This is a genomic window from Tenacibaculum larymnensis, assembly GCF_028829235.1.
Classification (GTDB): Bacteria; Bacteroidota; Bacteroidia; order Flavobacteriales; family Flavobacteriaceae; genus Polaribacter; species Polaribacter larymnensis.
Map to the genome: position 1 here is coordinate 38,821 of NZ_JAIWJY010000005.1, position 25,946 is coordinate 64,766.

Here is a 25,946-nt window from a genome sequence, read left to right on the forward strand (position 1 = left end):
TTAATTATTTAAAAAAACGAAGTATTTAACTTCGTTTTTTTTATTTTTAGCGCAATTTCATTCCCTTCAATTTATGAAAAGATTGCTAATATTAATTTTATTACTAAGTACTACTTTTTGTCAAGCACAAAACTTACGACTTACCGGAACTATTTTAGATAAAAAAAATAATCAACCATTACCTTTTGTTACAATTACTTGTAAAAACACTTCTAACCAAATACTAACAGGTAGCATTTCTGATGAAAAAGGTAATTTTAAAATTGAAAAACTTCCTAAAGAAAGTTTGCTCTTAACTTTTCAATTTATTGGTTATAAAACCTTCGAAAAGAAGGTTGACTTAAAAGAGCATAGTAAAATAGAAACAGTTTTCCTTGAAGAAAATACTACTCAATTAGATGAAGTTGAAATACAAGGAGAAACTTCAATTATTATTCAAAAAATTGATAGAAAAGTTATTAATGTAGGTAATGACTTAACTGCTGCTGGAGCTAACTCCCTAGAAATGCTTGAAAACATTCCTTCAGTAGACGTTAATCAACTCTCTGGAACCATAAGTTTGCGAGGAAATGAAAATGTTATGGTTTTGGTAAACGGAAAACCTTCCAATATAAATACAGCTCAATTATTAAAACAAATACCTTCTAACTCAGTTAAAAGCGTTGAAATAATCACTAATCCTTCAGCTAAACACACACCTGAAGGCATGAGTGGTATTATCAATTTAATTCTTAAAAAGAATACAAAAATTGGTTTTAACGGAAATTTATCAGCTGGAGCAACTCAAAGTAGAAATCTAAGACCCGAACTTTCCTTAAACACAAACTATAAAACAGGTATAACTAATTTTTACCTTAACTATAATACAAGTTGGGGTGACTATGAAACCTTCAACGATTTAAAAAGAACCGACATCAACTTAACTCAAGATTTTGACTTTTTAAGTAACTCAAAGAATCACAACATTAAGTTTGGTGTTGATATAGATATTACTTCAAAAAGTATATTATCTATGTATACTTCTCTAAATTTTGATAATAATAGTTTAGCTACCAATACTCTTGTCCATGAAAACAATTCTTTAGTTTTCAACAACAAAAGTTTTTCTGATTATGACCAAAAGGACGAAACTTACAACATTGATTATCTTTATAACTTTGATGATAATGGTCAAAGCTTAGAAGTTGAATTCAATCATTCTATCACAAAAAACCCTGAAAAAACTATTAATGAGGAATTAGTTAATCCAAATTCAAAGGAGTATAATTATACAAACAACATTAAAGATACACGAAAGTTATGGTTATTAAATATTGACTATGTAAAACCTATAAAATCTGGAAAACTAGAATTTGGAGTTGAATACAGAAAGCAAGATTTTTACAATCAAATACTCACAGATAGAGAAGCAATAAATAGTTCAGCTACACTACAACCTGTAGGTAATACTACTTTAAACTACAATCGCTCAATTTACTCAGGATATATCAACTTCAATAAAAAATTCAACAAGTTTGCAGTTCAAACAGGAATTAGAATAGAACAATTTAATTTAGATGCTCTTTTTTCAAATACTGAACAAGGAAGTACTCCTTTAAAAGACAATATTTTTAGCTTATACCCATCATTATCAATCACCTATAACTTTTCGAAAAAAGATAATTTACAGTTTGCATATAGTAGAAGAGTTGATAGACCTTCAGCTTATCAAGTAACTCCTATTCAAGAATGGTTCTCCCCACTAACTATATCAAAAGGGAACCTAAACTTACAACCACAATTTACAAACTCATTAGAGCTTAATTATACCAAAACAATTACAAAGGGCTATATATCATTCGGTACATTTTACAGAAGAACAAATGACAAAATTGGTCGTTTACTACAACAAGACAATCAAAACTCTAATAAAACTATTAGTTCTTTTACTAATTATAACTTTGCAGATAGTTATGGTTTTGAGCTATCTGCCAGTTTTAAACCTAAAAAATGGTGGACACTTAGACCTGCTTTTGAAACTTACATTCAAGACTCTCAAGGTGTTTTAAACGATAACTTTGAAACGGTAAAAAACACTTTAGTAAAAGGACGTATAAGTAACTCTTTTAAAGCTTCAAAAAAATTGAGTTTCCAATTATCAGGTATTTTTAGAGGTGAAAGTAAAAACATTCAATATACTATTCAACCATATACTATGATTAATGCAGGGGCTAGATTAAAAGTATTAAATGGTAAAGGAAACATTACCTTAAGAGGTACTGATATTTTTAATAATGTAAATTTTGATTATAACTCAAATACACCGTTTATACAAAAAGGAAAGTATACATTGGAAAGTAATTCAGTTTATCTAGGATTTTCCTATAATTTTGGAAGCGGTAAAAACAAAAGTAAAGGTAGAAAATACAGAGACAGTAATGAAGCTCAAGGAGGCATGTTTTAATAAAAAAGTCCGAAGCTAATGCTTCGGACTTTTTATTTTACACACAGTAAAACTACCAACGAATCACTACCGATCCCCAAGTAAATCCACTACCAAAAGCAGCCAACACTACTAAATCACCTTCATTTATTTTTCCTTTTTCCCAAGCTTCTGTCAATGCTATGATAACTGAAGCAGCAGTAGTATTACCATACTTCATAATATTATTATATACTTTATCATCAGACAACTGGAATTTCTTCTGAATAAATTGTGCAATACGTAAGTTTGCTTGATGAGGAATTAACATATCAATGTCTTCTTTTTGCAAACCGTTAGCTTGTAAACCTTCCATAATAGCTTCTGAAAAACGAACTACTGCATGTTTAAATACAAATTGTCCATTCATATATGGATAATATGAAGTATCATCAGGGTCGTTTTCTTCAATAATAGTATCAACCCATCTTCCTGTTGATGGTCCTATTAATGCCAACTCTTTAGCATGCTTTCCTTCCGAATGTAAATGAGAAGATAAAATCCCTTTCCCCTCTTCTTCACTACGAGATAAAACTGCTGCTCCAGCACCATCACCAAAAATTACAGTCACTCCCCTACCTCTAGTAGATTTTTCTAAACCTCCAGAATGGTTTTCAGATCCAATTACTAAGATATTCTTATACATTCCAGTTTTAATAAACTGATCAGCAACAGACATTGCATAAATAAACCCAGAACATTGATTACGTACATCTAATGCTCCAATAGTAGGCATATCTAACAAATCTTGAATTTGTACTCCTCCTCCAGGGAAATATAATTCAGGACTCAACGTAGCAAAAACGATAAAATCTATATCATCTTTTGTTAAACCAGCACGCTCTATAGCTATTTTAGCTGCTTTAGCCCCCATAACTGATGTAGAATCATCAGATGTTTTTGGATCAATCCAACGACGCTCTTTAATACCAGTTCTTTCTTGAATCCATTCATCACTCGTCTCCATGAACTGAGTCAAGTCATCGTTAGTCACTACGTTCTCAGGAACATAATAACCTAATCCTGTAATTTTTGAGTTATACATATTTTTTTATGTTGATTATTCTGTTGTTAACAAATTAAAAGCCTGTAAAAGTATGAATTTTATATAATTCGTACAAAAAGTGTCATCTTGTCACTATTTTTCATTTGGTATTTTTTTTGACTATTCATTCAACAGAAAATAATATCAATTAAAAATATATACTTATGAGTAAAGGAAACATTAATGTATCGGTAGAAAATATATTTCCACTGATTAAAAAATTCTTGTATTCTGATCACGAAATCTTCTTACGTGAGTTAATTTCTAACGGAACAGATGCTACTACTAAATTAAAACACCTTATTTCAATTGGTGAAGCAAAAACTGAATTAGGTGATGCTAAAATTGAAATTAGTATTGATAAAGAAGCAAAAACCTTAACTATAAAAGACCAAGGTATTGGTATGACAATAGATGAGGTTGAAAAATATATTAATCAAATTGCCTTTTCTGGAGCTGAAGAATTCTTAGAAAAGTATAAAGATGATAAAAACGAGACGGGCGTTATTGGTCATTTCGGGTTAGGTTTCTACTCTGCATTTATGGTTGCTGATAAAGTAGAAATCTTTACCAAATCATTCAAAGATGAGCCTGCTGCTCACTGGATTTGTGATGGTTCTCCTGAATATACTTTAGTTGAACATGACAAAGCTGACAGAGGTACTGAAATCGTATTACACATTGCTGAAGATTCTACAGAGTTTTTAGAAGAAGGTAAAATTCGTGGATTACTAACTAAGTACAATCGTTTTAACCAAGTGCCAATTAAGTTTGGAACCAAGAAAATAAACGATCCTGACTTCACTCCTCAAACTACAAAAGACGAAGATGGTAAAGAAGTAACGGAACCTCACAAACAAATTGAAGTAGATGATATCATCAATAACACAGAACCTGCATGGACTAAAAAGCCAACAGATTTAGAAGATGAGGATTATAAAAACTTCTACCGTGAGTTATATCCAATGCAATTTGAAGAGTCTTTATTCCATATTCATTTAAATGTAGATTATCCATTCAACTTAACAGGAATTTTATACTTCCCTAAGTTGACACAGAATTTGGATATGCAAAAAGACAAAATTCAATTATACCAAAACCAAGTATTTGTAACGGATAATGTAGAAGGAATTGTTCCTGATTTCTTACAAATGTTAAAAGGTGTAATTGACTCACCGGATATTCCTTTAAATGTTTCTCGTTCTTATTTACAAGCGGATGGAGCGGTTAAGAAAATCTCTGGGTATATTACTAAAAAAGTAGCGGATAAGCTTTCTTCTTTATTCAAAAACAACCGTGAAGACTTTGAACAAAAATGGAACGATATCAAGGTTATTATTGAATACGGAATGTTATCAGAAGAAAAATTCTTTGATAAAGCAAAGAAGTTTGCCTTATATCCAACTGTTGATGGTAAATTCTTTACGTTTGATGAATTAGTTGAAAAAACTAAAGATACTCAAACAGATAAAGACGGAAATCACGTTGTTTTATATGCTGCACACAAAGATGCTCAACACAGTTATATTGAAGAAGCAAAAGCTAAAGGGTATGAAGTATTATTATTAGATTCTCCTATTGTTCCGCATTTAATGCAGAAGTTAGAAACTGAATCTGGTGATGCCAAAGTACAGTTTAAACGTGTAGATGCTGACCATGTTGATAATTTAATTAAGAAAGACGACACTGTAATTTCTAAACTTTCTGACGAAGAAAAAGAGAAATTAAAACCAGTTATCGAAGGCGCTGTAAACAACTCTAGCTATACAGTACAATTAGAAGCTATGGATTCTAGTGCTTCTCCTTTCTTAATTACCGTACCAGAATTTATGCGTCGTATGAAAGAAATGAGTGCTACTGGTGGTGGAATGATGGGAATGGGTAACATGCCAGAAATGTATAACTTGGTAGTTAATACCAACCACGAGTTAGTATCAGAAATTTTAAATGCTGATGAAGACAAGCAAAAACAATTAGTTTCGCAAGCTTTTGATTTAGCTAAATTATCTCAAAACCTATTACATGGTGAAGAGTTAACCAACTTTATCAAACGTTCTTACGAATTAATTAAATAATGATGAATCGTCATAGATAAATTAAAAAAACCTCTTTGTGAAAACAGAGAGGTTTTTCTTTTTCGTTTATCTACAAAATTATTAGCTTCGTTTCACTTAGAAAATAACATCAATTTAAAACTATGAAACATATTATTTGTTTTGGAGACAGTATTACCAGAGGTGAAAATGATAGTGAAAAAGGAGGTTGGACAGATCGTTTGAAAGCTTACTGCATGAAGCTTTTTCTAAAAAATAGAAAAGATGAAATTTGTGTTTTTAACATGGGAATTGGCGGAGAAACAACAGAAGGCCTGATTAAACGATTTGCAAACGAATTCAACACAAGACTTTTAAAAGACGGAAACAATATTGTTACCATAGCTTATGGTGCCAATGATATAGCTTCTTTAAATGGTAAAAACGCTGTTTCGATAGAAAAGTTTCGTAATAATCTCAACTTGTGTGTATTGAACATGCCTTAAAACACAATGCTACGGTATATTTAATCAATATACTTCCAGTCATAGAAAACGATTACAATACTAAAAAAAGGTCTCCAAAAGACATTTTAAGATACAACGATATATTGTTATCAATAGCACAAAAACAAAACATTAATCTTGTTGATGTACATAGCAAATTTGACTTTGATAAAGAGGAACTACTCACCTACGATGGTGTTCATCCTAATGCAAAAGGACATGAAAAAATATTCAACATAGTTAAAGAGGTTATTTTACCAAATCACGATTAACAATCTAATTCTCTCTTTTTCTTTTTGGTATATTTGTTCACATTCAAAAATATAACCATGAAGAAAATCCTCTTAACTGTAGTAGCCACAGCTACTTTCCTAGTTTCTTGTAAACAAGAAAAAAAGGAAGCAGTAAGCACTCCTACTCCAGAAAATACTGAATTCAATCAGTTATTAAAAGATTACAACGAAGGTAAGCTACAATTGAATCCTGTAAATGCAACTTTTGCAGGTGATAATCGTTTTAACGACCAATTCCCAAATACCTTATCTGATGAATATCAAGCAAAAAGCAATGAGTTTTTCAAAAATTATAAAGAAAAACTTAACAGCTTTAAAGACGCTGACTTAACCGAAAGTCAACAAATGAGTAAAGCTGTATTAGCTTGGGACTGTGATATGGCATTGGCGCAAGCTAGTTATAAAAATGACTTATTAATGCCAATCAACCAAATGTGGACAATTAACCTTACCATGGGGCAATTGGCAAGTGGTAGTAGTGCACAACCTTTTAAAACAGTTGAAGATTACGACAATTGGTTAAGCAGATTAGACAAATACAATACTTGGTTACAATCGGCTAAAGAACATATGCAGCAAGGAATCGAAGAAGGATATGTATTACCAAAATCATTAATCCAAAAAGTAATTCCGCAGTTTGAAAGCTTAACGGTTGTAAAAACTTCTCCTGAAGGAATTACTGATTTTTCAGAGCATTTATTTTATTCTCCAATAAATGCTTTACCAACAGACTTTTCTGATGCTGATAAAACACGTTTAACAGAAGCGTATACCAATATGTTGAATGATAAATTAATTCCGTCATTCAAAGCAATGTATGAATTTTTAAACTCTGACTATTTAGCTGCTGGTAGAGAAAGTAGTGGTGTTTCTGATATTCCTAACGGAACAGCATACTACCAACACGCTATTAAAAACTACACTACTACCAACATGACCGCTGATGAAATTCATGAGTTAGGACTAAAAGAAGTTGCTCGAATTTTATCAGAAATGGAAAAGGTAAAAGCACAAGTTGGTTTTGAAGGAAGCTTAAAAGAATTCTTTGATTTTGTTCGTAACAACAAAGAATTAATGCCGTATACTGAGCCACAACAAATCATTGATAATTTTAATGCTATTCACGAAAAAATGAAGCCTCAATTAGAAAAGTTATTTGGTAACAAGCCAAAAACTCCTTTTGTGGTAAAACAAACTGAAAAATTCAGAGAGGCTTCTGCTAGTGCTGAATACAACCCAGGTTCGTTAGACGGAACTCGTCCTGGAGTTTTCTATACACCAATTCCTGATGCAACTAAATACAATGTATTTTCTGATGAAGCATTGTTTTTACACGAAGCTATTCCCGGTCATCACTATCAAATTTCATTAACACAAGAAAATGAAGAGTTACCAGACTTTAGAAAAACCTTATGGTACAGTGCCTACGGTGAAGGTTGGGCATTATATACTGAGAATTTAGGTAAAGAATTGGGTTTATATACTGACCCTTATCAATACTTCGGAATGTTAGGTATGGAAATGCACCGAGCTATTCGTTTGGTAGTTGATACAGGAATCCATGCTAAAGGTTGGAGTCGTGAAAAAGCAATTCAATATTCATTAGATAACGAAGCTGAAGGTGAAGCTAGTATTATCTCTGAAATTGAGCGTTATATGGCGAATCCTGGACAAGCGTTATCTTATAAAATAGGACAATTGAAAATCCGTGAATTACGTGCAAAAGCCAAAAAGGAATTAGGCGATAAATTCGACATTAAAGAATTCCATAATCAGGTTTTAGAAACTGGATGTATTCCTTTAGCGTTATTAGAAAACAAAATTGACAAGTGGATTGCTTCTCAAAAATAATATCATCACTTTATTAAAAGTAAAATCCGCTTTGAAAATTCAAAGCGGATTTTTTTATCAGTTCAGGTTTCTAGTAAAATGGTTTTTCAAATAATAGATTTGTACAAATACCATTACGGTAAAAAAGAAGCAAGCACTTAGCATTAAATTTGATACTGTGATATTTTCAAATAAATTTGGCAATTGAATATTCGATAAATAATCCATTTTTATCTCGGGTATTTGAAGCCAACTTGATGAAGCTCCTTTCGATACAAACAAAATACTAACAGCTAATATACCCGCTAATACAAACCATACTCTTTTGGATATTAATGGTGTTGCTTTATAAATAGAAGATTGCTCTTCTTTTAAAATCGCATCCATAATATTTGCTGTAAAATCAATAGATGGTGTCTCTGCTTCTATTTCGTTGATATACTTTTTTGTAAAAGCGTCCAACTCTTTAATATCTTTATTTTCTCCCATAATGATTAATCAATTCAGGTTCTACTTTTTTCTCTACTATACTCAGTAAACTCTTTCTAGCTCTATGTAATTTTACTTTAACATTCGCTTCAGAAAAATCGGTTACTTCTACTATTTCCTTCAAACTTAATTCTTCAAAATAAAACATCCATAAAATTGTACGTTCTTCTTCAGGTAAACTTAACAAACACTTATTAATTACTTGTGCTCGTTCTTTTCGTTCAATTCCTTCTAAAATACTATCAGCAGATTTAATTCTATTAATTGTAATCTCGTCAATTGTATCGGTATTATATCTTTCCCTATTCTTTTTTAAACTGTCTAAACAAGTTCTATATGTTATTTTATACAACCAAGTAGAAAACTTCGACTCTCCTTTAAACTTGCTCAAATTCTTATAAGCTTTTATAAAAGTATCTTGTGATATTTCTTCAGCCTCTTCTCTACTCTTTACCATTTTTAACGCCAACGAAAACACCATTACTTTATACTTTTCAACTAAAAAAGCATAAGCATTAGCATCTCCTCTAAGGATCTTATCTATATAAGTTTGATCGTTAATAATGGTCGTTTTATACTATGACTGTACTTAGTTAAAAAAGGTTACAACTATTCATTAAAAAAATTAAAAATATTTTGTAACCTTTTTTTAAATGTAGCTGTCATACTTGTAAACACATTAAAAATAATCATTTTAAACTCAAAAATATGGAAGTAGCAATTGTATTTATGTTCTTATTCGCAGTAATCTTCGGAATCTTTTACTTGTTTTATTCAACAAGAAATAAGGAACGTTTAGCTTTAATTGAAAAAGGTGTAGATGCCAAAATTTTTATGCAGGGAGAAAAAAAGCATTCAACTTTAACAGGTAGAGTAATTATCTTAAATTTAGCTTTATTAGCTATGGGAATTGGCTTTGGTGTTTTATTAGGTGCTATTTTGAGTTCTTTCTTTGGTTATAATGGTCCGTGGGAAACACGTCCAGCAGATGCCATTGATTCTGAAGTTTTCTTTATTGCATCTATCTTTTTATGCGCCGGAGGAGCCTTATTAATTGGATTTAATCAAACTAAAAAATTAGACAACGAATAACGTTTGTTTAAATAATAAATTATTTTACTAAATATGTTAAAAGAGAATAATGCTAATTTTATTCTCTTTTTTGTTTTGTAATTTAGTAAGCTAAATTCCTTAACATGAGAAAATTTACAGTACTATTCTTACTAATTTCTACAACAATATTAGCGCAAACCGACACTAAAATATACGATATTATTAATGCTGTTTCAGCAGATAGAATCAAAACTGATATTACTACTCTAACAAATTTCGGAACACGTCATACACTAAGCGATACTATTTCAAATACTCGTGGAATTGGGGCGGCACGTCGTTGGATTAAATCTGAGTTTGATAAAATATCTTCTGACTGCAACAACTGTTTAGAGGTATTTTACCAAAAAGACTTTGTAAAAAAAGGAACCAATAGCAGAATCACCAAAGATGTTTGGGTTGTTAATGTTGTTGCTATTCAAAAAGGAACAAAATATCCTAACAATTACATTGTAATGAGTGGTGATATTGACTCAAGAATTTCTGACCCTAATAATTATACCGATGATGCTCCTGGAGCTAATGATAATGCTTCCGGAATAGCAGGAACAATTGAATCTGCTCGTGTTTTAAGTAATTACAACTTTGAAAACAGTATTATTTATGTTGGATTGTCTGGTGAAGAACAAGGTCTATTTGGCGGAAAAGGACTAGCTACATATGCTAAAGAAAAAAACTGGAACATTATTGGTGTAATGAATAATGACATGATAGGAAATATTAAAGGTGTTGACGGCGTAATTGATAATCGTACGTTTAGAATCTTTTCTGAACCTGTTCCTCCAACAGAAACAGAACGCCAACGAAAAGCACGTCGTTTTTATGGTGGTGAGGTCGATGGTATTTCACGACAGCTTGCACGTTATATATACAAAACTACCAAAACGTATATGCCAGAAATGAATCCGAAAATGATTTATCGCTTAGATAGATTTGGTCGTGGTGGACATCATAGACCTTTTAACGATGCTGGTTTTGCTGGTATTAGAATCATGGAAGCTCATGAGAATTACACACAACAACACCAAGATATTAGAACAGAAAACGGAATTGAATATGGTGATAGACTTAAGTTTGTAAACTTCGATTATGCTAAAAAATTAACCGCTGTGAACGCTATTAACTTAGCGAGTATTGCTGCTGCACCACCTTCTCCTAAAAATGTAGGAATTGGTGGTATTGTTGAAGCTTCTGCTAAACTTCAATGGGATAAAGTTGATGGTGCTAAAGGATATAAAATCTACTGGAGAGACACTACTTCTCCTACTTGGGATAACTTTAAATATGTGGAAAATACTACTGAGTTTACTTTAGACGGAATTGTTTTAGATAATTACTTCTTCGGAGTAAGTGCTGTTGGTAAAAATGGACATGAAAGTATAGTTTCATTCCCTTCAAAAATTATACGTTAATTAATGAATAATAAACCTCATCTATATTTTAAAACTCATATTGAATGGCGAGCTTGGTTATTAGACAACCATAATGAAAGTGATGGTGTTCATCTAATTTTATACAAAGTTGATGTTGACATACCTAGCATGCGATGGGAAGAAGCCGTAAAAGTTGCTTTATGCTTTGGTTGGATTGATAGCACTGTAAAAAGTTTAGGAGATGGGAAAAGGAGGCAATATTTCTGCCCTAGAAAACCTAAAAGTGTTTGGAGTGCACTCAATAAAAAATATATTGAAGAACTAACTGCTTCCGAATTAATGCATCCATCCGGAATTGCTTCTGTTAAAATTGCTAAAAAAAATGGTTCTTGGAATGCTTTAGATGCTGTAGAAAACTTAATAGTTCCAGAAGACCTACAAATTAAATTTGATAAAAACCCTACTGCTTTTAATAACTATCAAAACTTTGCACCATCTTACCGTAAGAGTTACTTGTACTGGATACATCAGGCTAAAAGAGAAGCTACAAGAACAAAACGGATTAATGAAATTATTCGTTTGTGTGAGGCCAATATAAAGTCTAAATAAACTGTTAAATTTTATAATATAATTAACAATAATAAACAATAATAAAAGTAATTTGGGAACCTTATTTATCAACTCAAACAATTTATTATGTTTACAAAACAATTAAAATTAGTTTGTTTACTTTTTTTAACAATTTCAATAATGGGCATTCAAGACATAAATGCTCAAAAAAAGAAAAAGAGAAAGAACAAAGCTAAAACAGAAGTTTCTTCCAAACCTAAAAAAAAGAAACCTAAGAAAACAATTAAGAGCTTAACTAAAAGCAGTAAAAAATTAGACGGTTTATTTACCATCTTCCAAGACACTGTTACTGGAGACGTTAAGTTATTATTAAAAAAGGATCAACTAGACAAAGATTTTATCTATTTCTCGCAAATAGCTGATGGTGTTCTAGAAGCTGGTGCATTTAGAGGATCTTATAGAGGCTCTAGTGTTTTCAATATAAAAAAGCACTTTAATAATATTGAATTTGTAGCTCCAAATACTTCTTTTTATTTCGATGAAAATAACGCTATTTCTAAATCAGCAAAAGCAAATATTAGTGATGCTATAATAGCAAGTACTAAAATTTTAGCCTCAGATGAAAAAAAAGGAGAATATTTAATAGATGCTAATCCTTTATTTATTTCTGAAGCTTTTACTAGAATTAAAGCTCCAAACTTTCCTAAAAGCTCACCTTTTGCTTTCAAGCTAGGTAGGTTTGACAAGAAAAAGTCAAAAATAAATACCATAAAAAACTATCCTGAAAATACTAATATTAAAACTGAGTATGTATATAACAATCCTTCAGTTTTAAACCAAGGATCTAATGCTATTAAAGATGGTAGATATGTTTCTATAAAGGTTTTCCATACGTTTATGAATCTTCCTGAAAACAACTATCAAACTAGGATGGATGACCCGAGAGTAGGTTATTTCTTAACCAATACTAACGACATGACCTCTACAAGTACAGTAAATTATAGAGATTTTATACATCGTTGGAAACTTGTAAAGAAAAATCCTGAGTTAGCAATTTCAGAACCTGTAAAACCAATTACTTGGTGGATTGAAAACTCAACACCTAAAGAGTTTATTGAAACTATAAAAGAAGGTGTTCTAGCCTGGAACGAGGCTTTTGAAAAAGCTGGGTTTAAAAATGCAATGGTTGTAAAAGTTCAACCAGATGATGCTACATGGGATGCTGGTGATGTTCGTTACAACGTATTACGATGGACTTCTTCTCCTAACCCTCCTTTTGGTGGTTACGGACCAAGTTTTGTTAACCCGAAAACAGGAGAAATCTTAGGTGCTGATATAATGCTTGAATATGTTCACTTTACCAATCGTGTGATATATAATAAAATTTTTGGTGATGTTTCAAAAGCATCTTCAGAAGAAGAGACTCGTGCTATTTTAAACAATGAAAATAACCATATGTATTGTTCAGCTGGTCATTTGATGCATGAAAACACAATGTTTGGTAAAACAGTATTAGCAGCGACAGGTGCATCTGATTTAGAAATGGAAGGCATGAAAAGAGAAGCTATGAAATCATTAATCATGCACGAAGTTGGTCATACATTAGGTTTAAATCACAATATGAAAGCAAGTCAGTTATTTTCACCTGAACAATTAGCTGATTCTGATTTTATAAAAGGAAAATGTTTAACTGGTTCTGTAATGGATTATGCTGCTATTAACCTAACTCTTGATAGAAGTAAACAAGGTCAATATTACGATACTGCTGTAGGACCTTATGATATTTGGGCTATTCAATTTGGTTATACTCCTTTTAAAAATAGAGCTGAAATAGATGCTTTATTATCACAATCAACAAAACCAGAATTAATTTTTGGTAACGATGCTGATGATATGCGTTCTCCTGGTAAAGCAATTGACCCTCGTGTTATGACAGGTGACTTATCAAACGATCAAATAAAGTATTCTGTTGACAGAATTAAGTTAGCTAACAATATGATGAAAAACATTAAACAGCGTTTTTCAAAAGATGGAGAAACCTATGAAGAACTTAGAAATGCTTATTATATCTTAAATGGTCAAGCTGCTAGAGCTGGTGATGTAATTTCTAGGTTTATAGGTGGTGTTTATGTAGACAGAGCTGTATCTGGTCAAGAAGGAGCTACAAAACCCTACACTCCAGTTAGTTTAGCTGATCAAAAAAGAGCTATGGAAGCTTTAAAAACTTATGTTTTTGCTCCTAATGCTTTTAAAGCACCTAAAGATTTGTATAATTATCTAGCCAGACAAAGACGTGGCTATAACTTTTTCTCAGGTCCAGAAGATCCAAAAATCCACGCGCAAGTTTTAAGTTACCAAAAAAGGGTCTTAAACCATATTTTACATAGAAATACTTTACAAAGAATTTCTGATTCTGAATTATATGGAAACCAATATAAACTGTCTACTTTTATGACAGATCTTAATAACGCAATTTTTAGAGCTGATGTAAATACCAATATAAATTCTTTCCGTCAGAACTTACAAACTGAGTATACTAAGATGTTATTAAAAATGGTTAATGGTAAAAGTAAATATACAAATGCCTCTAAAGCTATGGCTTTATACAACTTGAACAGGATTAAATCATGGGTAAGTAATGGTGTTGGTAATATTTCTACAAAAGCTCATAAGAGTCAATTAAAACTCTTAATTAATAATACTCTTAAAGACGTAAAGTAATAAATAGTATTAATAATTTAACACAACCCCATCATTTTGTAATGATGGGGTTTCTTTTTCATTATAAGTCTATAACTTTTAATTCCAAAGCTATAAACCTAATAGAAAAGATATATCATTAGATTCTAAATGATTTTTAGTATTTTGTACTCCAATCAATTAACTATATGCAACTAGAATCCCTCGTTAAAAATTTTAAAAACAAAGATGTAAAGGCTTTTGAAAGCCTCTACGAAATGTACAAACAAAGCGTTACTGGAGTAGTTTACAATATTGTTAGAGACCAAACAATAGCCGAAGAAATAACACAAGATGTTTTTATAAAAGCTTGGAATAATGCAAGCACATATTCTGAAAAAAAAGGACGTTTTTTCACATGGATTATCAATATTGCTAGAAATGCTGCTATTGATAAAACAAGATCTAAAAATTTTAAGAACAGTTCTAAAAACCTTGATGCCGAAATTTTCGTAGATATATTAGAGAACCACGACAATTTAGACTCTAAAACTGATGCAATTGGTATAAAAAACTTTGTAAACAAGTTAAAAGATACTTGTATTAAGGTTATAGAGCTTCTTTACTTTAAAGGCTTTACACAAAAAGAAGTTTCTGAAAGTTTAAAAATGCCTCTTGGCACTGTAAAAACTAGAAGCCGAAATTGTATTAACGAATTAAGACTTATGCTAAAATAATGGCTACAAATAAACACATAGAATCTGGAATATTAGAACTATACATAGCTGGCGCTCTTTCTGATAAAGAAAATGAGCAAGTATATAGTTTGATGATGGAACATCCTGAAATTTTAGAAGAAGTAAAAGAGATTGAAAAGTCTATTTTTATTCTTACTTCTCATGTTGCTCCTAAAGATGCTAAAAATTCTTTTAAAGACGTTTTAATAAAAATGTTACAAGAAAAAGAAGATTCAGCAAAGACAATTCCTTTACGAACATCAAAAAATAATTGGGTAACTTATACTGGATGGGCTGCAGCCTTAGTTGTTGGTAGTTCCTTAATTTTATCTTTAAATAAAAGTGCTAATTTACAAGGTCAAATAGACACTATTAATGAGGCTAAAGAGCAATATGAAATTCAGTTAGACAAAACAAATACCGATTTAGCTGAAAACAAAAAGCTTTTAGCAGTAATAAGAAGTAAAGAGATAGTTACTGTTCCACTGCAGGGGCAAAAAGTATCTCCTGAGGCATATGCAAAAGTATACTGGAATAAAAACTCTAAAAATATTTACTTAGATGTTCAAGGTTTACCTGATCCACCAGAAGGAAAGGTATACCAAGTATGGTCTTTAAAACTTGATCCGTTATCTCCAACTAGTTTAGGAACTATAGATAACTTTACAGCTAGTGATAGTAAAATATTTACTATTAATAATCCTAATGATTCACAAGCTTTCGGTATTACTTTAGAGCCTGCAGGTGGAAGCGAAACACCTACTTTAGAACAATTATATACTCTAGGTGCAGTATAAATAATAATTACTTATAAATTAATATAGCCGCTTAAAGCGGCTATATTTTTGTTGCCATTAATCCTTCTAAAAAAATGACAACTTATCAAGTCCCCCCGGACTATCGTTATTTTAAAAAGAATATCGTATTGTGGCTTTTGCAGAAAACGGAGTTCCTGGTGTAAAGTGAATTTCTTCTACAGAATTTGGTTCATTTTGCAACCTTGATTCTGTAGCAAACTGTGTTTCATTCCAAGCTACATCAAAAATATTTTCTAACGCTACACCTAGTGTTATATTGTTTATTTTATAACTAATATTTGCATCGGTAACAAAATAACCTTCTGCTATTATTGAATTATCTTCATTTGCTGCTCTGTCACCTATATATCTGTAATTTACCCCTCCTGAAAAGTTCTTATAATTATTTACAGATAATCCTCCTGTTATAGTCACTTTAGGAGCTAACGGAATATTGTTTTCTCCAGACGGATCGTCAACACTTTCCGCTTTTGTAAAAGTAGCGTCACTATCAAAGTATAACCAATCTGTTAATTGATATCTAAGACCTAAATCGATACCATAACGTTGTGCTTCTCCTGAAGGCTCTACAATACCAGCATCTCCAACATATACTAATTCATCTTCTGAAAGTAAATACCATAATGCTGTATTTATAGCTATTTTTGAAGTAGGCTTCCAAACAGTTCCTAAGTCAACACCATAAGCTCTTGGTAATGTTTTCCTATTAGGTTGTGTAGCCACTACCCTAGTATCGTTTGAATGAAAACCTATTCCTGATTTTAAAAACCATTGAATTTTAGCATTTGGAGTATAGGTTACATTTATTTTAGGATTTACTACTACTTGTGATTTAGAAAATGTTTTGTACTCATCTAATAAGTAATCATTGTAGTTAAATTTTAAATAATCTAAACGTAACGCCGGTGCTACCATAAACTTTCCAAACTCAAATTCACTATTTGCAAAAGCATAGTAATTCGTTTGATTTACCTTTCCTAATTGAATTTGATCTAGTACTTCTTTTCTTTGAAGTGTATGCGACAACTCTAAGTTATCTACAATATCAGCACGTAAACCTGTTCCAAAAGTTAACTCTACAGGTGTATTTGATAATTGTGTTTTCTTTTTAAACTGTGTGTTAAACCCGAAAACATCTCTGTTTTCAGTTTGCTTTATTTGATCTCCATTTACAGGATCTTCTAAGAAGAAAGTAAAGTTTGAAAATAAATTAAAATTATAATTTGAATAAAAAACATTTGAAGTTACGCTAACATCGTTCTTTAAAACTTTTGAGTGTTCTAAGTTTATGTTCGTTCGTGAAGTTGTTCCTCCTTCAGTATCATCAATTGAACCAAAACGAGTAATATTTCCATTGTCTACTTCTCTTTGTGGTATTTGTCCTGAAGCATCCCACTTACTCGTAAAATGCGAAGCTGATACTGACAAGCTGCTATTATCTTTTAAAAAGGTTCTATACTTCGTAAAAATATTAATTCGACTAAAATTTTGTGGAGACTCTACAAAACCATCTGTTTCTAAATATTCAATAGCAACATAAGCATTATCTGTACTGTTATTATCTAACAAATTAAACATACCTAATGTTCTAAATGTATTGAATTGTCCAATACCTACTTCTACTCTACTGTTTTCTAAATATGTTTTTGTTTTAAAATCTACATATCCAGCTGTATTAAAATCTCCTTTACTAGCATAATAAGGTCCTTTTCCGAAGTTAATTTTTTCGATGGTTTCAGGAATTATAAAGTGTAAATCACTATACCCTTGTCCGTGTGCATGAGAAACCATATTTACTGGTGTTCCGTCTACCGACAACGCTATATCTGTACCGTGATCAATATCAAAACCTCTTAAAAATATTTGTTCAGCTTTTCCTCCTCCAGCATGTTGACCTATAAAAAGTCCTGGTACTCGTTGTAATATTTGTTGAGATGAGTTTACTGGTTTTTTATCTAAATCAACTCTAACAATTGTTTGTAATGGATCTCTTTTATTAGATAATACCATTTCATCTAACAAAAAACTTTTCATTTCTAAAATAATTGTTTTTGGAGAGCTTAGGTCATCACTATCTAATTCTAAGTTAATTTTTTTATATCCTAGAATTCCGAATTCAATAATATCTCCTACTTTTGAGTTGTCTAAGATAAATTCTCCATTAACTTTCGTATGTGTGTGGCTATTACTGGTAGTATTATATACATACACATTCTCTAAAGGCATTTTATTGGTATTAAATACCTTTCCTTTAAATTGTTGCGAAAATACATGGCAACTACCTAGAAATAATGCTAAAAATAAAATCTTTGTTTTCAAAATACAGGGGTTTAATTATATACTTAAAATTTTTTCTGTCATCAACGGACCTAATTCAAAAGAGCTTTCTAACAACTCATCTTTTAAAGCCATAGCTTTATCATTAATTCCATTTGCTTTGTAAATTTCAGCTATATGATACTGTATTTCGGGCTCGAAAGTTTTATCTACTACATGTGTGTTAATTACTTCTAAAGCTTTTTTAAACTCTTTATTTTTGTAATAATACCAAGCTAGTAAATCGTAAGACTGTGGCGTAGGCCTACTCTCAATTTCTTTTTCGATGTATGATAATGCACTAGGTGTGTCATTAAGTTCTTCTAAATATAATTTAGCTAGATGCTGATTATACATTACACCATATGAGCTATTTTTTACAGCCGATAAATATACCTCTATATTACTTTCTTTCATTGTTAAATTATTCTTAAACTCGGCTATTTCTGCCTTTAACAAATAGTAATCTGGAGAAGAGTGTTCGTTACTTATAATATCTAAAATTCGTAATGCTTCATCTGCATTTTTATCATGAGAATATACAATCCAAGCAATACCTTTTTTTGCATACGCATTACTATTATCTAGTTCTAATGCTTTCAAGTATAAATTATAAGAATCCTTTATTTGACCATTATGTCCATAAAAGTCAGCTAAATTGGTATAACTCCATGCTTTTAAATCTTTATTACTAGCTTCTTCTGCTTTTTTCATGGCCTTTTCCATAAATCGAATTGCTGAAGACAAATCTCCTTTATAATCATGCCATTTAGATACTCTTATTAAATAATCAAAGTCAGCATAGTTTTCAATTTTAGCTAAGTATTTAGAAGCTTTATCAGGTGCTCCTAACTCTAAATAAACATCAAACAACATTTTTTGAGTAGCATTTAGGTTCTCTCCATTTACCTCGGCTTTTTTTAGTAATTCTAACGACTCTTTAAATCGATGTTGAGAGATATAGTTTCTTGCTAATGATCGTAAATGTGAAGCTTTGTTATAATTTGTTTTTTGATTGATTTTTAACAGCTTTTTTTCCGCTTCTATCAAATAAGAAATATTTCCTTTTTCTGAGAAAAGTAATGTATTAGCCTTTGCTATTTTGCTTAAATATGGATATTGCGTTGGCTGATCGTTTAGTTTTTTCTGCCAAAAGTCTAGTTCTTTTTGTGCTAACGATTCTGAAATAGTTATTGTATTTTTTATATACTTATTATACTCTTCTTGATTAGCTACTTTTGTTGTTTTTGAAGTTGTACAACTCAATATACTACTACTTAAAATAGCACATATAATTATTTTAACAGTTTTCATTTTAGAAGGATTTTTAGTTAATAGTTTATTTAAAAATTGGTTGCTAAAAAGCAACCAATTTTAACCCCAGGAGGTTTAGTCTTCCCGTTCTACCAAGGACTTGCCAAATATGGGAAAGAACTTGAAAAGTCTTTATCATTTGCATCTACGTTATCATTTAACAATGTTGGGTTCTCAGAAAAATCTTCTCCTCCAAAAATCAATAATAGTTCAACGGTAATCACATCATCTGCTAATGCTCTACCTGTTAATACATTAGTTCCATCGTAAAAAGTTGTTGTACCATCTAATGAAACGGTTAATACATCGGTAGCTAAAACACTCGCAAAAGTTGCAGCGTCTAAGCCTAATGCATTCGTATCACCATCATTTGCATATGCAGGGCTTAACGCTTTTAAATTCGTTTCAAACATTGCTGCAAAATTTGCTCCTTGCTCAGACGGTATTGTTACATTAAATGCATCTTTCATATCGCTATTTACAAAAACAGTATTCACTGCTGGTCTACCCATTTGGTCTTTTTGCATGTAACTTCCTGAGAAGTCAATAGAAGCCATTGGTGGTATGTTATTATCATCATCACTACAACTTGCTAAGGCAAAGATTGATAGGATTGAGATTGCTAAGATTTTTATATTGTTAAGTTTCATGTCTTTGAATTTTAAAGTTGATTGTTTTTTACTGCTTCGTTTTAGTTTCTACCCAAGTATTAATAGTACCTGAGCCTCCAATCATAGATTTTGGCACCTCTACTACTACTGATAATACATTAGTACCTGCAAAAGTATCTGCTCCTGGATCGTTAAAACCACCTGCATTTCCTGCTATGATTTCACCGTATTGAGCAAAATCCATAAAGAAAGGATCATCTCTAGGTCCTGCAAAAAATTGCATTCCTCCTTTACTGCCAACTATAGCACTAGATCCATAAGGAGTTATAGAAACCCCATACTCTGATCCATCTTGTGGTAACGTACTAGTTAAACCTGTAGTTGATGGATTGTATGGACCAAAAAAGTACATTTTTCCATCTCTTGGAATTGCTTGAATTACTAAATCTTCAACTTTGTCATCATTGTTATCGATATTAAATTCAATCAATACATTTTCATCAAAACTTGCTGATACTGTTGCTGAAGGACTTAATAATCCTTGAATATTTGCTACAAAAACAAGATTGCTTGTATTTTCTCCTTGGAAAGCATAAAAGTCTGTAATATCACTTGAGCCTCCTGTTACGTCTGGAGCATCAATGTGATCGGCTGCTAATAAGACTAAACCTATTAATGCTAAAGCACCGGCTCCAATAATTAATTTCATTTTTTTCATGGTTGTAAATTTTAAAGTTAATTACTCATTCAACCATACTTACGAGAAAATAGCAATGACGGTTTTTATTTTTTTAACTTTTTTTTATAAAAACATGAAACCCTCCTATTTTAAAGGGATTACAGGTGATTTTTTTTATACTCTTCTTTTATCTATTCATTTCTTTAAAAATGAATGTTTATTTTTGAGTACTATGGCTACAATATTAATTACAGGCGGAACAGGATTGATTGGAAAAGAGTTAACCAAAAAATTAACTAGTAAAGGGCATGTGGTAAACATTCTTACCCGAACACCTAAAAAGAACAATGAGTTTCGCTGGAATGTAAAAGAAAGTTTTATTGATAAGGATGCTTTTAACAATGTTAGCCATATTATTCACTTAGCTGGAGCAGGTATAGCAGATAAACGATGGACTAATGAAAGAAAGAAAGAATTGATAGATAGCCGTGTAAAAACAGCTAATTTACTGTTCAATAAAGTACAAGAATACCAAGTACCTCTTGAAAAATTTATTTCTGCTTCTGGTATAGGATATTATGGAGCTGTTACTTCTGACAAAATATTTACAGAAAAAGATAGACCTGAAAATGATTTTATCTCTAAAATTTGTGTGAAATGGGAGAATGCTGCTCTTCAATTTGAACAAATAGATATTCCTGTAACCATTTTACGAACTGGTGTCGTTCTTTCAAAAAATGGAGGGGCTTTACAAAAAATGAATACTCCTTTATTTTTATCTGCCTTAGGAAACGGTAAACAATATATGCCTTGGATTCATATTGATGATTTATGTGAACTCTATTCAAAAGCAATAGAAGACAAAGACTTTAATGGTATTTTTAACGCTGTTGCTCCTGAACATCAAACCAACGAAAGTTTTACAAAATTACTTGGAAAAAGCATTAATAAACCAGTGCTTCCAATGAACGCTCCTTCGTTTATTTTAAAAACTGCTTTAGGAGAAATGGCTTATATCTTATTAAAAGGAAGTAGAGTTTCTTCAAAAAAAACAAATAGTAATTATACTTTTATTTTTCCAACCTTAAAAACTGCTTTAACTAATATTTATAATGAATAATAAGCTTGAAAATCCTGTTTGGCATTCGTTGTGTGAAACACATGAAAAATTTGCTGTTAATTATGATGGTGTGAAATTTTATAATCCTACAGTTTGTCCTTTCGGTGCTTTTACTGATGCTTCAAAAACTACAGATGCGCTGAATGAATATTCAAAACTTACAGATCAATTCTTTTTGGTTTCTGAAAATAAAACTCCTACTTACGACAAAGACAAAATTCTTCTGTACAAAAAGATTGATGGCTGTCAAATGGTTTTAGAAAACATAACAGATGTTGACATTACCGAAGAGATTATACCATTAACTGAAAAACATGTTGATGAAATTTATAACCTAGTATGGTTAGTAATGCCTGGTTATTACAGAAAAAGAACATTTGATATGGGAAAGTATTTTGGAATTTTTAAGAATAATAAACTTGTTGCTGTAACTGGACAACGCATGCAAACTGACAATTTTATTGAACTTAGTGCTGTAGTCACTCACCCTGAGCATACCAGAAAAGGATTAGCTAAACAACTTTCTCAACATGTTACTAAAGAAATTTTAAAAGATGAGAAACATCCTATTTTGCATACCAACAAAGGAAACCCTGCAATACAGCTTTATGAAAAACTGGGGTATAAACTAACAAGAGATATGAATTGGTGGTTTTTTCATAAAAAATAAGAGCTCAGAAATTCCTGAGCTCTTTTCTTTTTATTTGGTTAGTTCTGGTACTGATGTATAAATATAATCACCATGTTTACCTGTAAAATACTTACTCATTTTCTTTCCAAACTCTTTTCTTTTTGCTTCGTCAGACCAATGTTCTCTATAAAGCTCATTACTTCTTTTTCCCATTTTATCTAAATCTCCCATTGACTCTATTACATAAGCCCTGGTATACTCTGTTCTGTCAGACCCCCATGCGTGTCCGTGTTGATAAAATCCTTTTATAAATTCATTTTTTTGAATAACATTATCTAAATATTGTTTTGATAATTCATCAAATTCTTTCATTGAGCCATCTTCTGGAAATGCAAAATGCCCTTTTACCACTAACCAAATCATTTCTTTGTTTGAAGGTTGTAACATCTTTGCTCCTCCAATTGGTGCATAAATTTCATCTGAATGATGATGTGTGTAATAAGCATCCTTTTTCTTAAAATATGCAGCTCTTTCATCTTTGTCTGGCCAAGCCTCTTTTGCTAACTCACCACTTCTTTTATAAGCTTTATCTATATTATCCCAAGAAGAATACGTGGTTACAAAAATTATCTCTGTATTATCTGGTGTAAAGCGATGTAAAAACACAAACGACCTTAAGATAAACTCATTCTTTTTTACAACTTTATCTAAAAACTCTTTTTCTACAGCAATCCATTCTCCTTTATCAAAATTTTCATAGTTTAAGTTCCAGTGCCCCGTTGTGACCGTTATATACTCAGGACGTTGATTCTCTTCTTGCGAAAAGATGGTTGATGGAATAACCATAAGTAATAGAAATCCCATTAATAGCTTAAGTTTAACTGTTTTCATAATAGTTAAGTTTTAGTTATGATTGAAAAATGTAATTATGGGTTTGCTTAAGAAATAAATTATAAACTAGCCCCTTTGTGAGAAGTATAATGAGAGTTTTACAAAATTAACAAATTATAACATATTATGAATAAGTATTTTAACTGTATTTATCATAAAAAAAGCTCAGAATAAATTCTGAGCTTTCAAGTAAGTATATGATTAATATGTTTTTAACCTTTAGTAAACTTAGCTGTCATATTAGTTGTTGCATCTTGCCCTTGAATCTTCATTGTCATATTTATATTTGACTCTAAAGGCATACCTGAGTCTCTATCTATATCCATCGCTCCTGTAATATCTCCATCAGCTGCTCCCGTAACTTTTCCTGAAATATCTATTAAAACATTTTTAGAAGATATTGATTTTACTTTGTAGGTAAAACTGAAGTTCATTGCTCCGTCATTCTTAGTTTTTGTCCAAGTATCTCCTACAGCAACTGCCTCTTTAGGGTAAATTACACTACTAGATTGTTTTGTAATATCTTTTGCCCCTTGAATATTACTAGGCTCAACCTTTGTTTCTAAGATATTTCCTAGGTTATCACCTTTAGTCATAATTGTAGCTGATAACATAGGCTGCATTTTAGACTTCATCATTTTTCCTGTCTCATCTAATTCTTCATCCTTTTTAGATGAGTCATATGATATATTCACTGCTCCTTGCTTCATATCCATTACCATTTTGGTAATTTTAGAACTACTTTCATATGTATCGCCTGAAACACCTGTTATATTATATTTCATTTGAATATGCATATTATTTGTCATTATTCCAGTACCTATAACTTGAGCCATTTTCATATCCATAGTGTACTTTTGTCCTTTCTCATAGTTTAAACGAAGTAACACCTTTTCTTGTGCAAAACTCACCATTGTTACACCTAACAAAAGTGCTATTAAAATTTTTCTCATCTTTTTTTGATTTCTATTAGTAGTTAAAGTAGCTAATATAGTTAAAAATAAAAAAGGCTTAGGTGAATACCTAAGCCTTTTAAAATATTATATCGCTTTTTAAAAATCTTGATTTACGTCCCAAGATTCTAAAATTTCTTTTAATGTTTTAATAAACATACCTCCTAAAGCTCCATTTACCACTCTATGATCATAAGAATGTGATACAATCATTTTATGACGTATTCCTATAAAATCTCCTTCTGGAGTTTCAATAACAGCTGGTTTTTTAACAATAGCTCCTAAAGCTAAAATTGCAACTTGAGGTTGGTTAATTATTGGTGTACCTGTAATACTTCCAAAACTACCAACATTCGTTACTGTATAAGTTCCTCCTTGAATTTCGTCTGGTTTTAACTTATTAGCACGAGCTCTACCTGCTAAATCGTTTACTTGCTTAGTCATACCAACTAAATTTAACATATCAGCATTTTTGATTACTGGTACAATTAAATTTCCGTCAGGTAAAGCTGCTGCCATTCCTAAGTTTACATTTCCTCTTTTAATGATTTTATCACCATCAACAGAAATGTTTATCATTGGGTGCTTCTTAATTGTAGAAGCTACAGCTTGCATAAATATTGGTGTAAATGTTAACTTCTCTCCTTCTCTTTGTTGGAAAGCATTTTTAACCTTATTTCTCCAATTAACAATATTTGTTACATCAATTTCGATAAATGACTGTACGTGAGCTGATGTTTGAATAGAATCGACCATGTGTTTAGAGATTAATTTCCCCATACGACTCATTTCTATAATTTCATCTTGACCACTTAATGAAACTGGAGTTGGTGCTGGTGCTGATTGAGGTGCCGATTTTTTCTCTGTTGAAGTTGGCGCTGCAACTGTTGATTGATTTCCTCTATTATCTAAATATGATAAAATATCATTTTTAGTAACTCTTCCTTCTTTACCAGTTCCTTTTATAGTTTCTAACTCTTCAACTGATATTCCTTCTGTTTGTGCAATACTTTTTACTAATGGTGAGTAAAAACGATCACTTGATGAAGTATCAATCGTAGTAGCTACTGTTTCTTTAGCTACTTCAACTGTTTTTTCTACTGTTGCAACAGTTTCTGGTTTAACCTCTTCTTTCTTAGGTGCATCTACTGTAGCTCCCTCTTCTCCTTCTGTTTCTATAATTGCAATAGTTTCACCTACTTGCACAACAGCATCTTTTTCAAATAAGATTTCAACTAAGGTTCCTTCTACTTCACTAGGTACTTCACTATCTACTTTATCTGTAGCTACTTCAACAACGGTATCATCTATATCAATAGTTTCTCCAACTTCTTTTACCCAAGAAGTTATTGTTGCTTCTGCAACGCTTTCGCCCATTTTAGGCAACTTCAATTCGTATCTAGCCATAGTGTATAATTTTAAACGCTTGCGAAGTTACTAAAAAGCAACGATTTTTTCATGATTTTATCCGTTAAATATTTTTG

At 31.3% G+C, this 25,946-nt stretch carries 23 protein-coding genes; 13 read left to right on the forward strand and 10 right to left on the reverse strand.

Annotated elements, in window-relative coordinates; genetic code table 11:
* The first annotated feature begins 73 nt into the window (after nucleotides 1–73).
* Entirely contained in the window at nucleotides 74–2,443 is a 2,370-nt protein-coding gene (locus LCI24_RS08940) for a TonB-dependent receptor domain-containing protein (RefSeq protein ID WP_274640068.1), read from the forward strand.
* A gap of 52 nt (nucleotides 2,444–2,495) precedes the next feature.
* Here LCI24_RS08940 and LCI24_RS08945 read toward each other — a convergent pair whose 3' ends face one another.
* The gene (locus LCI24_RS08945; protein ID WP_274640069.1) at nucleotides 2,496–3,506 is read right to left on the reverse strand and encodes a 3-oxoacyl-ACP synthase III family protein; all 1,011 of its coding nucleotides are present in this window, start codon (nucleotides 3,504–3,506) and stop codon (nucleotides 2,496–2,498) included.
* A 164-nt stretch (nucleotides 3,507–3,670) separates the two neighbouring features.
* Between LCI24_RS08945 and htpG the strand changes: the two genes are divergently transcribed.
* The 4 genes from htpG (at nucleotide 3,671) to LCI24_RS08965 (ending at nucleotide 8,189) form a co-directional block, all read left to right on the forward strand.
* Nucleotides 3,671–5,581, forward strand: a complete 1,911-nt coding sequence (gene htpG, locus LCI24_RS08950; RefSeq protein WP_274640070.1) for a molecular chaperone HtpG — start codon at nucleotides 3,671–3,673, stop codon at nucleotides 5,579–5,581.
* 122 nt (nucleotides 5,582–5,703) lie between these two features.
* A complete protein-coding gene (locus LCI24_RS08955; RefSeq protein WP_274640071.1) occupies nucleotides 5,704–6,045 on the forward strand; it encodes an SGNH/GDSL hydrolase family protein in 342 nt (113 codons plus the stop codon).
* Nucleotides 6,024–6,317, forward strand: coding sequence for an SGNH/GDSL hydrolase family protein (locus tag LCI24_RS08960; protein ID WP_274640072.1), 294 nt, complete (start codon nucleotides 6,024–6,026; stop codon nucleotides 6,315–6,317). The genes LCI24_RS08955 and LCI24_RS08960 overlap by 22 nt, the downstream gene beginning before the upstream one ends.
* A 57-nt stretch (nucleotides 6,318–6,374) precedes the next feature.
* The gene (locus LCI24_RS08965; RefSeq protein ID WP_274640073.1) at nucleotides 6,375–8,189 is read left to right on the forward strand and encodes a DUF885 domain-containing protein; all 1,815 of its coding nucleotides are present in this window, start codon (nucleotides 6,375–6,377) and stop codon (nucleotides 8,187–8,189) included.
* Between the two features lie 57 nt (nucleotides 8,190–8,246).
* On the opposite strand, the gene LCI24_RS08970 is transcribed toward LCI24_RS08965, so the two are convergent.
* On the reverse strand, nucleotides 8,247–8,657 hold the full coding sequence (locus LCI24_RS08970; RefSeq protein WP_274640074.1) for a hypothetical protein: 411 nt from the start codon (nucleotides 8,655–8,657) through the stop codon (nucleotides 8,247–8,249).
* Nucleotides 8,644–9,222: an RNA polymerase sigma factor gene (locus tag LCI24_RS08975; RefSeq protein WP_274640238.1), complete on the reverse strand. Its 579-nt coding sequence runs from the start codon at nucleotides 9,220–9,222 to the stop codon at nucleotides 8,644–8,646. The genes LCI24_RS08970 and LCI24_RS08975 overlap by 14 nt, the downstream gene beginning before the upstream one ends.
* A 143-nt stretch (nucleotides 9,223–9,365) precedes the next feature.
* Here LCI24_RS08975 and LCI24_RS08980 point away from each other — a divergent pair, with 143 nt between their 5' ends.
* The 6 genes from LCI24_RS08980 to LCI24_RS09005 all read left to right on the forward strand — a co-directional run bounded on the left by LCI24_RS08980 (nucleotide 9,366) and on the right by LCI24_RS09005 (nucleotide 15,926).
* Entirely contained in the window at nucleotides 9,366–9,749 is a 384-nt protein-coding gene (locus tag LCI24_RS08980; RefSeq protein WP_274640075.1) for a DUF6249 domain-containing protein, read from the forward strand.
* 104 nt (nucleotides 9,750–9,853) lie between these two features.
* Complete coding sequence (locus LCI24_RS08985) at nucleotides 9,854–11,182, forward strand: M28 family peptidase (RefSeq protein WP_274640076.1); 1,329 nt, start codon at nucleotides 9,854–9,856, stop codon at nucleotides 11,180–11,182.
* Nucleotides 11,183–11,185: 3 nt separating this feature from the next.
* A complete protein-coding gene (locus LCI24_RS08990; RefSeq protein ID WP_274640077.1) occupies nucleotides 11,186–11,752 on the forward strand; it encodes a YdeI/OmpD-associated family protein in 567 nt (188 codons plus the stop codon).
* 141 nt (nucleotides 11,753–11,893) lie between these two features.
* Nucleotides 11,894–14,434 (forward strand): zinc-dependent metalloprotease, encoded by a 2,541-nt coding sequence (locus LCI24_RS08995; protein ID WP_274640078.1) that lies wholly within the window; start codon nucleotides 11,894–11,896, stop codon nucleotides 14,432–14,434.
* A gap of 167 nt (nucleotides 14,435–14,601) precedes the next feature.
* Complete coding sequence (locus tag LCI24_RS09000; protein WP_274640079.1) at nucleotides 14,602–15,129, forward strand: RNA polymerase sigma factor; 528 nt, start codon at nucleotides 14,602–14,604, stop codon at nucleotides 15,127–15,129.
* Nucleotides 15,129–15,926 (forward strand): anti-sigma factor, encoded by a 798-nt coding sequence (locus tag LCI24_RS09005; protein ID WP_274640080.1) that lies wholly within the window; start codon nucleotides 15,129–15,131, stop codon nucleotides 15,924–15,926. Before LCI24_RS09000 ends, LCI24_RS09005 begins: the two co-directional genes overlap by 1 nt.
* Before the next feature lie 111 nt (nucleotides 15,927–16,037).
* Here the strand turns inward: LCI24_RS09005 and LCI24_RS09010 are convergent, their stop codons facing one another.
* The 4 genes from LCI24_RS09010 to LCI24_RS09025 all read right to left on the reverse strand — a co-directional run bounded on the left by LCI24_RS09010 (nucleotide 16,038) and on the right by LCI24_RS09025 (nucleotide 20,906).
* A complete protein-coding gene (locus tag LCI24_RS09010) occupies nucleotides 16,038–18,266 on the reverse strand; it encodes a TonB-dependent receptor (RefSeq protein ID WP_274640081.1) in 2,229 nt (742 codons plus the stop codon).
* A 15-nt stretch (nucleotides 18,267–18,281) separates the two neighbouring features.
* On the reverse strand, nucleotides 18,282–19,577 hold the full coding sequence (locus LCI24_RS09015) for a tetratricopeptide repeat protein (protein WP_274640082.1): 1,296 nt from the start codon (nucleotides 19,575–19,577) through the stop codon (nucleotides 18,282–18,284).
* Nucleotides 19,578–19,666: 89 nt separating this feature from the next.
* Nucleotides 19,667–20,227, reverse strand: a complete 561-nt coding sequence (locus LCI24_RS09020; RefSeq protein WP_274640083.1) for a DUF4331 family protein — start codon at nucleotides 20,225–20,227, stop codon at nucleotides 19,667–19,669.
* 28 nt (nucleotides 20,228–20,255) lie between these two features.
* Entirely contained in the window at nucleotides 20,256–20,906 is a 651-nt protein-coding gene (locus LCI24_RS09025; RefSeq protein WP_274640084.1) for a DUF4331 family protein, read from the reverse strand.
* Nucleotides 20,907–21,099: 193 nt separating this feature from the next.
* On the opposite strand from LCI24_RS09025, the gene LCI24_RS09030 reads away from it, so the two are divergent.
* A complete protein-coding gene (locus LCI24_RS09030) occupies nucleotides 21,100–21,987 on the forward strand; it encodes a TIGR01777 family oxidoreductase (protein WP_274640085.1) in 888 nt (295 codons plus the stop codon).
* The gene (locus LCI24_RS09035; protein WP_274640086.1) at nucleotides 21,980–22,657 is read left to right on the forward strand and encodes a GNAT family N-acetyltransferase; all 678 of its coding nucleotides are present in this window, start codon (nucleotides 21,980–21,982) and stop codon (nucleotides 22,655–22,657) included. Before LCI24_RS09030 ends, LCI24_RS09035 begins: the two co-directional genes overlap by 8 nt.
* A 30-nt stretch (nucleotides 22,658–22,687) precedes the next feature.
* On the opposite strand, the gene LCI24_RS09040 is transcribed toward LCI24_RS09035, so the two are convergent.
* From LCI24_RS09040 to LCI24_RS09050, 3 genes are all read right to left on the reverse strand, one after another.
* Nucleotides 22,688–23,509 carry a hypothetical protein gene (locus LCI24_RS09040; protein WP_274640087.1) on the reverse strand — a complete coding sequence of 274 codons (822 nt, stop codon included), beginning with the start codon at nucleotides 23,507–23,509 and terminating at the stop codon, nucleotides 22,688–22,690.
* Between the two features lie 212 nt (nucleotides 23,510–23,721).
* A complete protein-coding gene (locus LCI24_RS09045) occupies nucleotides 23,722–24,462 on the reverse strand; it encodes a DUF6263 family protein (RefSeq protein ID WP_274640088.1) in 741 nt (246 codons plus the stop codon).
* Between the two features lie 99 nt (nucleotides 24,463–24,561).
* A complete protein-coding gene (locus LCI24_RS09050; RefSeq protein WP_274640089.1) occupies nucleotides 24,562–25,869 on the reverse strand; it encodes a dihydrolipoamide acetyltransferase family protein in 1,308 nt (435 codons plus the stop codon).
* Nucleotides 25,870–25,946: the final 77 nt, after the last annotated feature.